The following is a 15319-nucleotide window of genomic DNA, read 5'->3' as shown; positions in this document are numbered from 1 at the left end:
TGCCTTGAGCCCGCTGACCACTCCGGATTTCTGTGCACTCCCTGTCGCAACGAACTACCCCGCAACCTGAGCGCCTGTTCACAGTGCGCCGAGCCATTATCAACCGCAGGACGCTGCGGGCGCTGTCAGAAAACGCCGCCGTCATTTGACTACACCCTGTCTCCGTTTCTTTATGAAGGCCCAACAGCCCAATGGATACGCAAGGCGAAAGACAAACGAAAGATTAAGGCGATGAAACAGCTGAACTGGCTGATAGCAGAACATGCTCCACCACTTCCACAGAGCGCGGATGCACTTGTCGCTGTCCCCTCTACCCGCCAGCGCATGCTTATCAGAGGTTTCAATCCTGCTTTTGAACTGGCCCGCAGTTTGTCTGTCAGTCGCGGCATTGCGCTGCTGCAACCCGGGATAAAGCGCACATCAGCACTCGACCAGAGAGCGCTGACCGCCCGTCAACGGCGCAGTAATCAGAAACAGGCATTTATCGGATCAGATCAGCGCTTTGACGGACAGCATCTGATCATAGTCGACGATGTCATGACCACCGGAGCTACGGCCGATGCGCTCGCCACTCAACTGAAACAGCAGGGAGCGCGCATCGTTGGTGTCTGCACCCTGTTGCGCACACCACAGCGTTAGCAGTCGCACCGGGCAACAGGCATAATAGCCGCACTTCTGCGGAGATATAGTATGACCTCTCACCCTTATGACGCCCTCACTCCGGAACGGGTGATGGATGCCGTCGAGTCGCTCGGCTATTTGTGCGACGCACGGGTTTTTCCACTCAACAGTTACGAAAATCGCGTTTACCAGATCGGAATCGAAGACCAACTGCCGCTGATCGGTAAGTTTTATCGCCCCGACCGCTGGTCACGACAAGCCATTCAGGAAGAGCATGATTTTCTCGCCGAACTGGCTGCAGATGATATCCCGGTAGTTGCTCCACTGCAGATCAACGGCGACAGCCTGTTTTACTCAGATCCCTTCAGCTTTGCTCTGTTTCCGCGTCGTGGTGGACAAGCTCCGGAACTGGCTGACGATGATGACCTTGAGCTGGTTGGCCGCTGGCTGGGGCGCCTGCATCAGACCGGAGCAGGAAAATCGTTTATCCACCGGCCGCATATGAATCCGACAAACGATATGGCTGCAGCACGCGAACAGGTGCTGGCATCCGATCTGATGCCCGAAGACTACCGCAGCAACTACTCCGCACTTACAACACAGCTGCTGGAGCTGACCGAAGCTCGCATGCAAACAGTCAGCGCCAGTTCTCTGCGCTTACATGGCGATCTGCATCCGGGCAACCTGCTGCTGCGGGACGAAGTCCTGTATATGGTCGACTTCGACGATTGCGTGCAGGGGCCGGCCATGCAGGATATCTGGATGCTGCTCAGCGGTAATGAACAGGAACAACGCCAGCAATTGCTGGTCATTAAAGAAGGCTATGAAATGTTCAGACCGTTCCCTGCACGGGAACTCCCGCTGATAGAGGTTCTGCGAACCTTGCGCATCGTACGTTATGCCGCCTGGTTGTGCAGCCGCTGGCATGATCCGGCGTTTCCAGTGGCATTTCCCTGGGCTGACAGCCACCGCTACTGGTCTGAGCACATTCTTCTGTTGCGTGAGCAGATTGCCGCGCTGCAGGAAGACCCTATTGAACTACCACACTACTGATCAAGGAAATGACAATGAAAAAAATGATTGCTACGGGCCTGATGATGCTTGCCGTACCGGCCGTGGCCACTGCCGAAGGTTTTGACCAGAGCAAACTGCGTCTGGGCGCAGGCTTTAACAACAACGTCATCGACTCACCATTTGGTGGTTCCAGCATCGATGCGCTGGGTTTCTCGCTGTTCGCAGGTTATGAACTCGACAATAACATGAGCGATGTCACCACTTCGGTTGAAGCTGGCTACAACCAGACCGAAGATTTCATCAACAGTGTCGATAGCGATGTATCGGGTCTGTGGGTAGCTGGTGTTGCAGAGAAAAACCTGAGTGAAATTAACCCGCGTCTGTTTGCCATGGCTCGCCTCGGTCTGGATCTGGGCGATGATGATGGTCTGTTTCTCGGCGCCGGTGTTGGTATGCACCTGAACGAGAAAGTCGATCTGCGCGGCGAGTACATAAATAAAGATGCCACCACGGTTTATCAGATCAGTGCGGTTCTGAATTTCTGATACTGATCCCCATACGCCAGAAACAAAAAAAGCGCCAAAAGGCGCTTTTTTTTGTGCGTGTCCGTTATTAACGGACGCCGCTGCGACGCAGAGCTGCCGGAGTGTAGTCCTGCTGGCTACGCTGGAAGCCGTACTCGTAAGAAGACTCTTCTTCGTTGTCCAGACCCAGAGCCAGGTAACGGCCGGAGTTCAGATCGTACAGTACTTCGATCGCGTACCAAGGTACCAGTGCATCGTAGTACATAACGTTGTGAGCTTCCGCTACACGCCACAGTTCACCGCGACCATCGTAGTGATCGATCTCAGTTGCCTGCCAGGTATCTTCGTCAATGTAGAACACACGCTTGGCGTAGATGTGACGCTTGCCTTCTTTCAGGGTTGCAGTCACTTTCCACACACGGTGCAGTTCGTAACGAGTCAGATCCTGGTTGATGTGACCTGCTTTAACGATATCGTTGTATTTCAGGTCTCCACTCTTCAGCTTGTAAGAGTTGTAAGGGATGTAAATCTCTTCCTTACCTTCCAGTTTCCAGTCGTAACGATCTGGTGCGCCGTTGTACATATCGAAGTTGTCGGATGTACGCAGACCATCAGCCGCAGTACCTGGACCGTCGTAAGCAACCTGTGGAGCACGACGTACACGACGCTGACCTGCGTTGTATACCCATGCCTTACGAGGCTCTTTAACCTGATCCAGAGTTTCGTGAACCAGCAGTACGTTACCGGCCAGACGCGCTGGAGACAGTACGTCCTGCTTGAAGTAGAACAGTACGTTCTGGTCAGTGTTCGGATCGAAGTCCTTCAGCTTGTTACGGAAGGTAAACTCGTCTTTAAAGCGAACCAGAGTGAAGTCACCATTAACCTGTGGAGTCACCTGACTCACAACACGGCTTACACTGCCACCACGGTAACGAACGATGTGGTTCCAGATAGCTTCCAGACCATTGGCTGGCATTGGGAACGGCACACCTTCAACGTAGTTTTCCAGACCGTTACCACCTTCCAGCAGTTTGGTCTGAGTCGCGTTTTTCTTAGTCCCGTCATATACGAACTGCGGGTAAGCAGCGGTACGACGGGATTCGTACACTGGCATTTTGTAAGTGTCAGGGTACTTCTCAAACATTGCCTTCTGACCATCAGTCAGGTTCGCTGCGTACTGCTTGTAGTTAGCAGCAGTAATCACAAACTTAGGCTTGTCAGATGGAAACGGATCGGTTGGCTTACCACCAGCAACGTGACCTGCAGGCGCTTTGGTAATACCGCCAGTCCAGGCTGGAATATCGCCTTTAGCGCCCATTTCAGCACCGATTGGCGTCAGGGATGTACCCAGTTTACCAGCTTCTGCCGGAGTTACAGCGGCGTTCGCTGCGCTGACCATCAGGGACAGCGCAATTGCGCCGCCCCAGGTTTTATAGTGTTTCTTAAACATGGATCAAGGACCTCTGTAATTCTTGTATGAGCCATTTTCTTAGAAGGAATGCTTCACAGACAGTGCCACGTTGTCGCGGTCAACCATCTGATTGTAGTCGCCACCAGAGAAGTCTGTGTAAGTAATATCAACAGAAGTCTGGTTCAGGTACACGAAGCTCACGCCCAGACCAGTGGTCAGACGATCATCCAGGAACTGAGCACCCGGCTCAGGACCGTTACCTTTGTCATATGCTACGGACAGTGTCGGGCTTACGTTCACACCAGCAAAGGCGTTGTTGAAGTCCATTTTGGCACGCAGACGGATACCACCAGACAGCTCAGTTACGTAGCCATCATCGGTACAGTAGTCAGTGTTAGCGTTTGCACCCGGGCCGGTTTCACATGGATTGGTAGCACCAAACAGCGCAGACACGCCATCATTGTTACCAATACCGTATGCACCGGAGCGGCCGTAACGAGCATCATCAGTGTCAGGCAGACCATCGATATAGGTAGCACCGATCTCACCCACCAGAGCAATGCGGTCGGCACCCAGTACGCGATCGTAGAACTTGATGAAGGTCATCTGAGCCTGCCAGATATCGAACATATCGAAGCCTTCAGCGATTTCGCCGTACAGTGCGGTAGCACCGCCCGCTTCTGCTGCGCGCTGCTGATAAAGACGGCTGGATGGCAAACCATTACCCGCCAGAATCAGCTCGAATGCGTTCCACTGCAGCGGCATATCAGGCTTGTAGCTGATTTCACCGGAGATAGACGCACCACCTTCAGTGCTGGTTGCGAAGCTGATACCGGAGATCTGAATATCTTCCGGATAAGCAATCTGATACAGCGCATAACGGGCATCGTAAGACGCGTCAGCATTGACCTGCGCATCCTTGGTACCAGTCACTGTACCTGTCGCGTCGTAGTTGGTTAACGCACCATTGATGTATGGAACGCGGCTGTGAATGTTCATGTGGTAGAAACCGAACTCGGTATCACCCAGAGCTTCAGAGTACCAACGCAGAGCCACACCGTACTGGCCGGAATCTTTTGGCTGATCGTCTTCCAGACGCTCAGTCATCGGAGAAACACGGTCACTCAGAGCGATACCCTGGTCAATTTCCTGCTCGCGCATCGCCAGGTAGACTTCTTCGCTCTCTGTACCGGACAGAATAACCGGGCCGCAGCCGTCGGCTACAAAGTCAACGGTAGAGAAGAAGGTGCCACATGGGTCAGTACGGGTTTTTTCCCATTCCAGCTGGTAGAAGGCTTCCAGAGTCACATCCGCAGTCAGACCAATCGAGGTGTAGACCATGTTGACTGGCAGCAGACCTTCTTTCAGCTCTGCACCCGGTTTACGGAATGCCGAGGCATCCACCGGGTTAATGCTGTTGATACCACCCTGGATGAAGGTACTTTCACCCCAGCTTACAACCTGACGACCCACACGGATGTTAACCGGTGTTTCACCCAGCTCATAGTCAGCCCAAACGTAAGCATCCAGTAGTTCAGCGCCTTTACCGGCCGCATCTTTGGTCGCATCGTTCAGTTGTTTGAAATCAGTATCCTCATCCATCAGCGCTGCATCATAGTATGCACGCGCACGGAAGAAGCCACCGTAATTGTGGTAGTTAACTTCCAGGTCAGCACTCCACTTCAGCACGTTGGTGTAGATATCCCCCTTGCTGTAGTTCAGTGTGCCGTCATCGTAGTTATACGAAGAGCCCCAGCCCGTTTCACCCATGACAGCGTCGCCGTTACCACCCATGATCTGACCTTTGTCACGATCGGATGTACGCCATGCCACACCGTAGCTGACAGTGTTATCGAGCTGAACGCCCAGATCACCAAAGTTGAACTCTACAGCCTGAGCAGACGCAGCAGCCATAGTGGTTACGGCAATAGCCAGAGGCAGTTTTTTCATTGAGCGCAAACCCTTGTTTGTTATTTTCATAATAATCACTCCGCTCCCCAATTATTCCGCAGGTACTGCTTCAACAATGCCAGCACCGCTGTCGTCCAGAGCCGGAGCTCCCATGAACAGACTGATAGTGTGAGAAATCAGCATGGCAAATGTTGCTTCAGTTTCTGTGGTGTTTGCATCTGTATCAGGACGAGCAAATGAACCGTGGCTGCTGTAGTCATCAGCCAGTTTCACAGCAACCTGACCTGCTGCAGTCAGCGTGGAATTGGTATCAACCTGAGTTGCATTGAATGCTGCGATCAGAGGGTCAGTACCTGCCAGAGGTGCTGCATCCACGCTATTAGGGATAACGGTATCGCCTACAGATTCGATCAGAGTGTAAGGGGTCTGAGACAGCTGCATCAGGCCACCAAAGTTCATTGGATCGGCAGAATCGACCGTTGCCTGATAGACGTACATCAGAGACTCAAACGATTCGCTGCCCCGAGACAGGTCAGTACCTTTTTCTTCTCCGGAAGCTTCCAGACCCGCCAGCAGAGTGCCGCCGAAGTACTGAGAGTTCTCCAGCAGTTTTGGCAGACCACCACCCGGTACGGCAAATACAGCAGACTGAATACGGTTCAGTGCGCTATTACCGTTCGGGTTAGCTGTTGTATTGGTGTTATTCACAGCAACGAACTGTGTACCAACAATGGAGCCCAGAGAGATACCAGCAAAGTAGATATTATCTTTGTCGAAATCAGGTGCTGTGTTAGCCGGACCACCGTTGCCGTCGTCATCCAGATCCATGAACGGAATAGACGCGTTCAGGTTCAGCAGATCCATAACCGCCTGACGGTTGTTATCACGGGTTGCCTGGAAGTGCAGGAAGGTGATGTACAGAGAGCCAGACTGATCCGCTGACGTGCCTGTCACTGCCGTTGGCAGGTTAGAGGCATCAGCCGTCAGACCGAAGTGACGCTGCTTGATAACCTCGGCACTAATATCGCTAAGCTTATCTGCATCAGACTTACCAATGAAAGTCATAACATCATCTTCGCCGGCACTTTCAGCAACTACCGCCATCATAGGGATCAATCCGGTAAATGGAGCACCACCGTATGTACCAGAAGCCACCATATCAGTCGGCATCAGACCGTGCATTGGCAGGTCAATCGCCACTGTTGCGAAACAGTCTGGAGACTTACCCAGCCGATCGGCAACAGCAATAGACTGCATACGGTTACCCATAATGCCGTGCTGGAAGATAACGGTTTTCCAACCCGTCGCTGGCTTAGCACATCCCGCTTCTGGCTCAACCACCAGTACCGGTGCAGTTACCTTGCCGTTCTCTTTGGCAAACGGGAAAAGGTTGGTAACGTTCTCAGAAGGCGCAATATAAGAGGCTGCTGCGGCTTCGGCAGTTGCCTCATCAGCACCTGCAGCCATGGCTTTGGCTTTAACGAGGTCGGATACAACGTTAGTATCCGTTTCCCACTGACCCAGAACCACATTTGCGGCAGACGCTTTAGCTGCGGCACACACGGCAGCATCGCTAGCGGTAGTCACACTACATGCATAGTGCTCGTCGGCACCCAAACCAATAGAGTCATCCTCGTAGGCTCCACTTGGTGCTTCAGAGTAATAAGGCAGTTCAATACTACCCGTGTACATCTTAGTAGTACCACCAGTCAGCACAGTTGCCATTGAAACGCCAACTGCTTCGCTGAAGTCCGTTACACGCGGCCCCGGAGCAGGCAGGGTTTTCAGCAGCTGATGACCACCATAAATGGTCTGTGCCTTTGCTGAATCGACGCTCGCGGCCACAGCGATTTTGGCAACCTGCGTTGCTGCATCATCAGTGGTCGTATTCATGTAGTTCTGTAAACTGGCCGGCACGGTGGATGCCAGATCAGCATCTGCATTACCCGGAGCCGCCATGGTGCTCAGTACTTCTACTGTACCGCCAGTCGTAAAGGTGTATGCCAGCGTGACATCCGACGGATCCTGGCTCATAGCAGCCATGAAGCCCTGAGCCAGCTGATACCAGCCTTGAATAGCTGTACGCGCTGGAGCCAGCTTTTCATTCAACAGATCGTCATCGCCCAGCAGGTACTGATACTGAGTCGGCATAACCGTTGGTTCACCATCGGCATCCGGAATTGTGTTGGTCAGAATCACCAGGTAGCGAGTGTCTTTTGCCAGTGGAGCAGTAGGGCTCAGACGCACTACGCTGTTTTCAAATTCGCCATCGGTGTAAGAAATAACGTCTGCTTTAATCGCAGCAGGTGCTGGCAGCCCATCAAATGGATCGGCAAGCACTAATTCACCCAGTTTCGGACCATCTTCACCGTAGTTCAGTGGCACCAGATAAGCCGAACCAGCTGGCAGCTCACCTTCCGCCAGAGAACCGCTGAAAGGAATATGCAGCTGACCAACGGTCGAGAAGCCATCCAGATCGCTGATAGCATCGTATACAGGGTTGTATTCTGAGTTAACCGCGCCATCAACGATGATATCTACATCGCCTTTCGCATAAACCACAGTACCGTCTGTAGAGCCACTGAACAGGAAGTCAGTTGCCAGAGGCAATGTCGCACGTGCCGGGTTAAAGATTGCAGAAACGGTGGCTGGCTGAACAGTGCCAGTACCGGAACTTACAGGGGTCGGATCAACATTATCGTTGTGCTTTTCAACACTGCTGATATTACAGCCGGCGAGGCCAACTGTAGTGGCTGCGATGGCCAGACTGAGAAGGGTCTTCTTCACCATATTGCTACCTGTCTGTTTTTTTATGGTTATAAGTGCACTTCGGGGGTATGCGAATGTCTCCCCAGGCCCCAAAGAGATGCCCATGACTATAATCTGGCGGAAGCGCACCCTCATCACTCTAAAGTATGATTCACTCCTATTAAGCCACTCATTTTGTATCTGGATGTAACACTACGTTGGTATGAGTTTTACTGAACCTGCGTCAACTAATCCTTCCTGATTCCGTTAAATACGCGCTGTATCAGCGACTGCCGATCAATCCGTGTACTGTTGCTGGGCTTAGCGCGCGCATTCCTCTAAAATGCCCGCCCTCTATTCATCTGATTTCAGGAGACAGCACATGTCTGAACAGAATTCTGTGGTTATCGTGGCAGGCGCCCGTACCCCAATGGGTGGTTTTGGCGGTAGCCTGGCCAGCGTTTCAGCAACGGATCTGGGCGCTATCGCTATCGAAGAAGCCGTAAAGCGCGCTGGTATTGACGCAGCGGATGTTGAAGAAGTGATCATGGGCAACGTTCTGCCTGCAGGCCTGAAACAGGGCCCTGCACGCCAGGCAATGCGTAAAGCCGGCCTGCCGGACGCCACCGGTGCAACCACCATCAACAAACTGTGTGGTTCCGGCATGAAAGCCACCATGATGGCTCATGACGCAATCAAGGCTGGCTCTGTGCAGATTGCTGTATCCGGCGGTATGGAATCTATGTCTAACGCCCCTTACGTTCTCGAAGGTGTACGTACCGGTTTCCGCATGGGCGCTGGTAGCGCGCCTCAGGACCACATGTTCCTGGATGGCCTGCAGGATGCCGAAACCGGCAAACTGATGGGTGCTTTCGCCCAGGAAATGGCAGACAAGAAAGGCTACACCCGTGAGCAGATGGATAACTACGCCATCCAGTCTCTGAGCCGCGCCAAAGACGCCATCGAAAAAGGCCTGAACAACGCTGAAATCGTTCCGGTAACCGTCACTTCGCGCAAAGGCGAAACCGTTGTTGATAACGACGAACAGCCATTTAACGCCAACATTGAAAAGATCCCGACTCTGCGTCCGGCGTTCGCCAAAGACGGCACCATCACTGCAGCCAACGCATCTTCTATCTCTGACGGCGCCTCTGCACTGGTTCTGATGAGCGAAGCGGCAGCCAACGACAAAGGCGTTAAGCCACTGGCACGCATCGTTGCCCACGCAACTCAGTCTCAGCACCCTTCTGAGTTTACCGTTGCACCGGTTGGCGCCATCGAAAAAGTACTGGCCAAAGCAGGCTGGAGCAAAGACGACGTTGACCTGTTCGAAATCAACGAAGCTTTCGCTATGGTTGCCATGATGCCAATCGATGAACTGAAGCTGGATATCAACAAAGTAAACATCTATGGCGGCGCCTGTGCTCAGGGCCACCCTGTTGGTTCTACCGGTTCTCGTCTGATCGTGACCCTGATGAACGCACTGAAAAACACTGGCGGCAGCAAAGGTGTTGCCGCGCTGTGTATCGGTGGCGGTGAAGCGACTGCGATTGCGATCGAACTGGTGTAATCACCTCTGCGTTATCGCTTGCGTCTGACGCAATAGAAAACGGCAGCTACTGAAAAGTAGCTGCCGTTTTTGTTTGAGTCGGACGTCGGAGGTCGGACGTTTGAGGTTTGAGGCTTGAGGCTTGAGGCTTGAGGCTTGAGGCTTGAGGCTTGAGGCTTGAGGCTTGAGGCTTGAGGCTTGAGGCTTGAGGCGTCAGGCGTCAGGCTTAGGATGTCAGACGACTGAAGCGTCAGCGAGGAAGGCAGAGCGAGGCAAAAACAGGCCAAAGAAACGGAGCTTACAAATGCTAAGTGAGTATTCTTTGGCCGGTTTTTAACGAAGCTATGCCGACGCAGCTAGCTTCAGAATACGATGGTCTTGTTGCCGTGGAGAAGTACCCTGTCTTCCAGATGGCTGCGCACTCCGCGCGCCAGCACCATCTTCTCAACGTCCTTACCCAGACGCACCATATCTTCGACCGTATCGTTGTGACTGATACGCATCACATCCTGATCAATAATCGGACCTGCATCCAGTTCCTGGGTCACATAGTGGCATGTGGCACCGATCAGTTTTACACCACGCTGAGCAGCCTGATGATAAGGTTTTGCGCCAACGAAGGATGGCAGGAAGCTGTGGTGAATATTAATCACCTGACCGTGATAACGCTGACACAGCTGCGGCGGAATAATCTGCATGTAGCGCGCTAACACAATGGTATCTGCCTTATGTTCTTCAACAATGGCATTCACCCGGGCAAAGTGCTCAGACTTATCTGCCGGATCAACCGGCACATGGAAAAATGGGATTCCGTGCCACTCCACCAGCGAGCGCAGCGTATCATGATTGGAAATAACGCACGGGATATCACAGCTCAGTTCTTTGCTGTGCCAGCGGTGCAGCAGATCCACCAGGCAGTGGCTCTCTTTGCTGGCCATCAGAATTACTTTCTTCGGCACACCTGAGTCATTGACCTGCCAGTCCATACCGAACTCTTCGGCAATGGGAGTGAACTTTTCTTTCAGTTCTTCCAGACCAAATGGCAAAGAATCCGCCCGGATACAGTGACGCATAAAAAAGCGACCACTTTCCGGATCAGAATAGTGATTTGCCTGCACAATCCAGCCACCATGGCCGGAAAAGAACTGCCCTACTTTGGCGACGATTCCCACCCGGTCCGGACAGGAGATCGTTAATCTGTACACTCGTTCCATATCTTTACTTCTGACTCATGCGCCCGATCACGGGCCTTCGATCAATTCATTAAAGACACCAGTGTACCGCTATGATGTATTTATCTCACCACTTACATTCGTCGCCCGCAAGACGGATAACCCCTACAACTGCAGTAACAGACCCGGGGCCGGCCCTGTAATTGTACCTGAGCGGCGCTGCTCGTCAGTCGCCCGAATCGCCGACGACAGAATCCGGTCTGCGTCCACCGGGCCTAACCCTTCACAAATACCAATGTAGATAAAATTCAGCATCTGCCTGAGATGTGTCAGCGAAACGCCGTCGGTATCCAGCGCGCTGGCTGGCATCCACAGAGAGAAACGATAGACAAACTCTTTGCTGATTCCGTGGCTGGCAGACTGTTCTACGCAATAGGCTTTTACCATACGGGCAGTGTCAGAACGCAACTGGCTGAAAACAGAAGAAAGAACCTGAGAAAAAATCATGTTCCAGTTGTCTGCGGATTCTTCAGCCTGACCACCAAATCCTGCTGCAACGGCCCTTTGCCGGTACTCATTCATCTGTTCGATCGGGTCATCGAGCAACGACCCCGTCTTTTTCATAAAGCGCCCGATAAGCAGGCGATAAATTTCCGAACGATTTGCCGCTAATGCAGCAACGTCCCGGCAGTCTGACAAAAAAGCATTTAATTCAAACTGCGATTTATCCGAATAATGATCCTGCCATCGACACATGACCGACCATAAATCATCTCCCTCGATATAATCCGAGAGAACCGTATACAGCACCTGGCGTTTCTCTTCCGGCTTCATCACTGCTCACTCTTGATGGTAGGTTTTTGCATGGTGAAATTCCGGGTAACCCACTTCACTGTGCTCGGTATAATCCAGCCCCAACTGTTCATGCTGAGTTGAAGACCTGAGTCCCATGGTTTTATCCAGAATAAAAAAGACCAGCAAAGACAGCGGAAACGCCCAGAAAAACACTGTAGCGATGCCAATAAACTGCACCAGAATCTGAGTGGTATTAAACAGATCACCGGTGATAAACATGCCGGCAGCCAGCGTCCCCCAGACACCGGCAAAGCCGTGAACCGGCACAGCTCCGACAACATCGTCGAGGCCTCGGCGCAGCAACCACCATGCTCCCCAGACAGAAATCATCCCTCCGACAAAACCGGTGATCATGGCAAACACCGGCGTCATGCTGGCACAGCCGGCAGTTATCGCCACAAGACCTGCGATACTTCCGTTCACGGTTGAGGTTAAAAGGACTGGACGCCTGGTAAGACGACTGAAAATCATCGCACCCACAGCACCCGCTGCGGCGGCGAGATGCGTGTTAAGGACAATCAGACCAATATCGGCACTGGCCGCCAACGTACTACCGCCGTTAAAGCCAAACCAACCCAGCCAGAGAATAAAACCACCCAGCGCAACCAGCGACAGGTTATGCCCCGGTATGGCACGGGGAACTCCTTCGTCCGGCGAAAAACGCCCGCTACGCGCACCGAGAACAATGATACCTGCCAGAGCACACCAGGCACCGACCGAATGAACCACGGTTGATCCGGCGAAGTCGATAAAGCCCAGCGCAGCAAGCCAGCCCTGACCACCGAACAAACCACCCCAAACCCAACTGCCAGCAACGGGATAAATAAAGGCAACAATAATGCAGGCAGCAATCAGATACGCATCGTAGCGTGTACGTTCAGCCATCGCACCGCTGCATATGGTCACCGCCGTAGCTGCGAACATGGTCTGAAAAAGCAGCGTGGTATAGTCCCACCCCGCTAATATATCCGGAGCAAAATGGCTGCTACCGAAAAAGCCGGAAAAGTTTTCGCCAAACATCAGGCCAAATCCTACCAGCCAGAAAATAAGACTACCGGCACAAACATCCATGTAGTTTTTCATCATCACATTGACTGCATTTTTGGCTCGGCTCATGCCACTTTCCAGCAGCGCAAATCCAGCCTGCATAAAGAATACAAGTGCTGCAGCCATAACAACCCAGACAGTGTTCAACTCCATGACTGTGCTGTCCTCTGCCAGCGCGGACGGCGGCATCAGTAATAACAATGACGACAATGAAAGTAGCCCGATACGTCGCATAACATTTCCTGCCCATGCAAATTGGATACGTCCTCTGAGCAACCTGTATGCCATCTACAGCAGAATGACTTCATAGCGAGATGCAAACGGACTTTGCATTATCAAATGCAGACCAGCTGCGCCAGCAGCACCAGAGCTGGGCATAACACCAAGGTCACTCTGCACCATACGCTGGCTGACAGCGATGAGTTCGCACTGCTATAGTGAAAGCTCGGGTTTGCAACAGGGAATGCGAGAGAACCTTTTCATGTCATTGATTGTCTTCGACATGGGACGCCGGGTAGAAACCCCCGTTCGTCCTGAACGCTGGAAGGTAAAAGCAACGGGCGCAACATCGGCGACGGACGCAGTGCATCCCGGACACAGTGACCCGAGCCGGGCTAACGATCTGTATCTGAGCGAAAAAAACCAGAAAGAACCAGAAAGCGTTGCTTATGCAGAAGACATCATGAGTGTAAGAGTTCAAACACTGAATGAAGATGCCAGCATTCGCGAAGCCTGGGAGCTGATAAAAAACGAAGGTTTCCATCATCTGCCGATTATCGATCAGCAGCACAGGGTTCAGGCCATTATATCCGACCGGGATCTGCTCTACGCATTGACCGAGAATCGCGATATCTGGCATCACAAAGCAATCAGCGTTGCCCGACGACCTGTTTACTGCATTCTTAAATCCACGGACATCCGTCAGACCTGCAATATTCTGTACGACTACAACATCGGTGCGCTGCCAGTTATCAACGATCAACACCAGCTGGCAGGCATCATTACCCGCAGCGATATACTGCGGTTACTCAGCCATTATGGGCCGATGGAACTCTGGGCCTGACCCGGATCTTCGGCTAAGGAGAAGTTATGGCCAAAACCTACCGACTGATTCATCCTAAAACCCATATGCGGGTACTTTCCCGCTACGAAATTCAGATGCTGCGCGATACCAGCGGCGAAACCCACGAACTGGTGCGCCGTTGCTGCTATGCCGTACTGAGTGCCGGTAGCCAGTCAGATAACTACCTTGATCTTCAGGCGGAATATCGCGACTTCAATATTGAAGTACAGCAGGAAGATCGCGGCATTGTACTGAACCTGACCAACCCACCCGAGAGCGCTTTCGTCGATGGTGAAATTATTCGCGGTGTACGCGAGCAGCTGTTTTCCGTTCTGCGTGATGTGCTGTACGCACAGGAGTCCATTCTTAAGGCACACCGCTTTGATCTTGAAAACGGTGAAGATATTACTAATGCCGTTTTTCACCTGCTGCGAAATGCCAATATTCTTAAGCCAGATCTCGACCCTAATCTGGTTATCTGCTGGGGTGGACATTCCATTCCGCCAAAAGAATATAAATACACCAAGGATGTTGGTTACCAGCTCGGACTACGGGGTCTTGATGTTGGCACAGGCTGTGGCCCCGGTGCGATGAAAGGCCCGATGAAGGGCTGTACCATTGGCCACGCGAAGCAACATATCCGCAGTGGTCGTTATATCGGTATTACCGAGCCGGGCATAATTGCCACCGAAGCTCCGAACCCGATCGTTAATGAGCTGGTAATTCTGCCGGACATTGAGAAACGACTTGAAGCCTTCGTGCGCATGGCCCATGGCATTGTGATTTTCCCCGGCGGCCCGGGAACGGCCGAAGAATTACTTTACCTGCTGGGCGTTCTGTCTCATCCGGCGAACCAGGATATTCCATTCCCGGTTATTATTACTGGTCCGAAAGAAACAGAAGCGTATCTGCGTGATATCGATGAATTTATTGCGACAACGCTCGGCGAAGAAGCCAGAGCGCGCTACACACTGATTATCGATGATGCCGAAGCCGCTGCCCGCGAGATGAAGAAAGGCGTAAAAACAGTTGCTAAGCAGCGTAAGAGCAGCAGTGATGCTTATTTCTTTAACTGGGGCCTGACCATTGATGAAGAGTTCCAGCTCCCCTTCGACCCCACGCACGAAAACATGGCAGCCCTGTGCCTGAGCAAAAGCCTGCCGGGTCACGAACTGGCAGCCAATCTGCGCCGTGCATTTTCCGGAATCGTTGCCGGTAATGTGAAGCAAGTCGGCGTGGAACGGGTGAAACAATACGGTCCCTACCAATTGCGAGGCGATGCCGAAATCATGCGCGGCATGGACACCCTGCTAACTGCTATGGTCGGCCATGGACGAATGAAAATCAGCGGCGATTACACGCCCTGCTACGATATTGTGTGAGATAAAAAACGGGGCTTTCGCC

At 52.5% G+C, this 15319-nt stretch carries 12 protein-coding genes; 6 read left to right on the top strand and 6 right to left on the bottom strand.

The genetic code is table 11. The features are described from left to right. Positions 1 to 231 precede the first annotated feature (231 nt). Genes I9W95_RS15955 through I9W95_RS15945 form a run of 3 tightly spaced genes read left to right on the top strand, consistent with a single transcriptional unit; the run spans position 232 to position 2180 of the window. Positions 232 to 639: a ComF family protein gene (locus I9W95_RS15955; protein WP_225676675.1), complete on the top strand. Its 408-nt coding sequence runs from the start codon at positions 232 to 234 to the stop codon at positions 637 to 639. A 51-nt stretch (positions 640 to 690) separates the two neighbouring features. Next, complete coding sequence (locus tag I9W95_RS15950) at positions 691 to 1674, top strand: serine/threonine protein kinase (RefSeq protein WP_225676673.1); 984 nt, start codon at positions 691 to 693, stop codon at positions 1672 to 1674. A 14-nt stretch (positions 1675 to 1688) separates the two neighbouring features. After that, on the top strand, positions 1689 to 2180 hold the full coding sequence (locus tag I9W95_RS15945; RefSeq protein ID WP_225676671.1) for an outer membrane beta-barrel protein: 492 nt from the start codon (positions 1689 to 1691) through the stop codon (positions 2178 to 2180). Between the two features lie 67 nt (positions 2181 to 2247). Here the strand turns inward: I9W95_RS15945 and I9W95_RS15940 are convergent, their stop codons facing one another. Genes I9W95_RS15940 through I9W95_RS15930 form a run of 3 tightly spaced genes read right to left on the bottom strand, consistent with a single transcriptional unit; the run spans position 2248 to position 8271 of the window. Beyond that, entirely contained in the window at positions 2248 to 3609 is a 1362-nt protein-coding gene (locus I9W95_RS15940; protein WP_225676669.1) for a DUF1329 domain-containing protein, read from the bottom strand. Between the two features lie 39 nt (positions 3610 to 3648). Then, positions 3649 to 5550 carry a DUF1302 domain-containing protein gene (locus I9W95_RS15935; RefSeq protein ID WP_225676667.1) on the bottom strand — a complete coding sequence of 634 codons (1902 nt, stop codon included), beginning with the start codon at positions 5548 to 5550 and terminating at the stop codon, positions 3649 to 3651. Positions 5551 to 5571: 21 nt separating this feature from the next. Continuing rightward, on the bottom strand, positions 5572 to 8271 hold the full coding sequence (locus I9W95_RS15930; protein ID WP_225676665.1) for a hypothetical protein: 2700 nt from the start codon (positions 8269 to 8271) through the stop codon (positions 5572 to 5574). A gap of 340 nt (positions 8272 to 8611) precedes the next feature. Here I9W95_RS15930 and I9W95_RS15925 point away from each other — a divergent pair, with 340 nt between their 5' ends. Continuing rightward, positions 8612 to 9799: a thiolase family protein gene (locus I9W95_RS15925; RefSeq protein WP_225676663.1), complete on the top strand. Its 1188-nt coding sequence runs from the start codon at positions 8612 to 8614 to the stop codon at positions 9797 to 9799. A 341-nt stretch (positions 9800 to 10140) separates the two neighbouring features. On the opposite strand, the gene purU is transcribed toward I9W95_RS15925, so the two are convergent. The 3 genes from purU to I9W95_RS15910 all read right to left on the bottom strand — a co-directional run bounded on the left by purU (position 10141) and on the right by I9W95_RS15910 (position 13086). Next, positions 10141 to 10992 (bottom strand): formyltetrahydrofolate deformylase, encoded by an 852-nt coding sequence (gene purU, locus I9W95_RS15920; RefSeq protein WP_225676661.1) that lies wholly within the window; start codon positions 10990 to 10992, stop codon positions 10141 to 10143. A gap of 123 nt (positions 10993 to 11115) precedes the next feature. Beyond that, positions 11116 to 11574 (bottom strand): hypothetical protein, encoded by a 459-nt coding sequence (locus I9W95_RS15915; protein ID WP_225676659.1) that lies wholly within the window; start codon positions 11572 to 11574, stop codon positions 11116 to 11118. A 216-nt stretch (positions 11575 to 11790) separates the two neighbouring features. Then, the gene (locus tag I9W95_RS15910) at positions 11791 to 13086 is read right to left on the bottom strand and encodes an ammonium transporter (RefSeq protein WP_225676657.1); all 1296 of its coding nucleotides are present in this window, start codon (positions 13084 to 13086) and stop codon (positions 11791 to 11793) included. A 247-nt stretch (positions 13087 to 13333) separates the two neighbouring features. On the opposite strand from I9W95_RS15910, the gene I9W95_RS15905 reads away from it, so the two are divergent. Both I9W95_RS15905 and ppnN read left to right on the top strand, forming a co-directional pair. Further along, positions 13334 to 13915 carry a CBS domain-containing protein gene (locus I9W95_RS15905; RefSeq protein WP_225676655.1) on the top strand — a complete coding sequence of 194 codons (582 nt, stop codon included), beginning with the start codon at positions 13334 to 13336 and terminating at the stop codon, positions 13913 to 13915. Positions 13916 to 13941: 26 nt separating this feature from the next. Next, entirely contained in the window at positions 13942 to 15297 is a 1356-nt protein-coding gene (ppnN, locus tag I9W95_RS15900) for a nucleotide 5'-monophosphate nucleosidase PpnN (protein WP_225676654.1), read from the top strand. The last annotated feature ends 22 nt before the right edge of the window (positions 15298 to 15319 follow it).

It is taken from the genome of Thalassolituus marinus, assembly GCF_020320395.1.
GTDB lineage: Bacteria > Pseudomonadota > Gammaproteobacteria > Pseudomonadales > Oceanobacteraceae > Venatoribacter > Venatoribacter marinus.
Note: the sequence above shows the minus strand (reverse complement) of the source record. Positions and strands in the feature narration are given on the sequence as shown.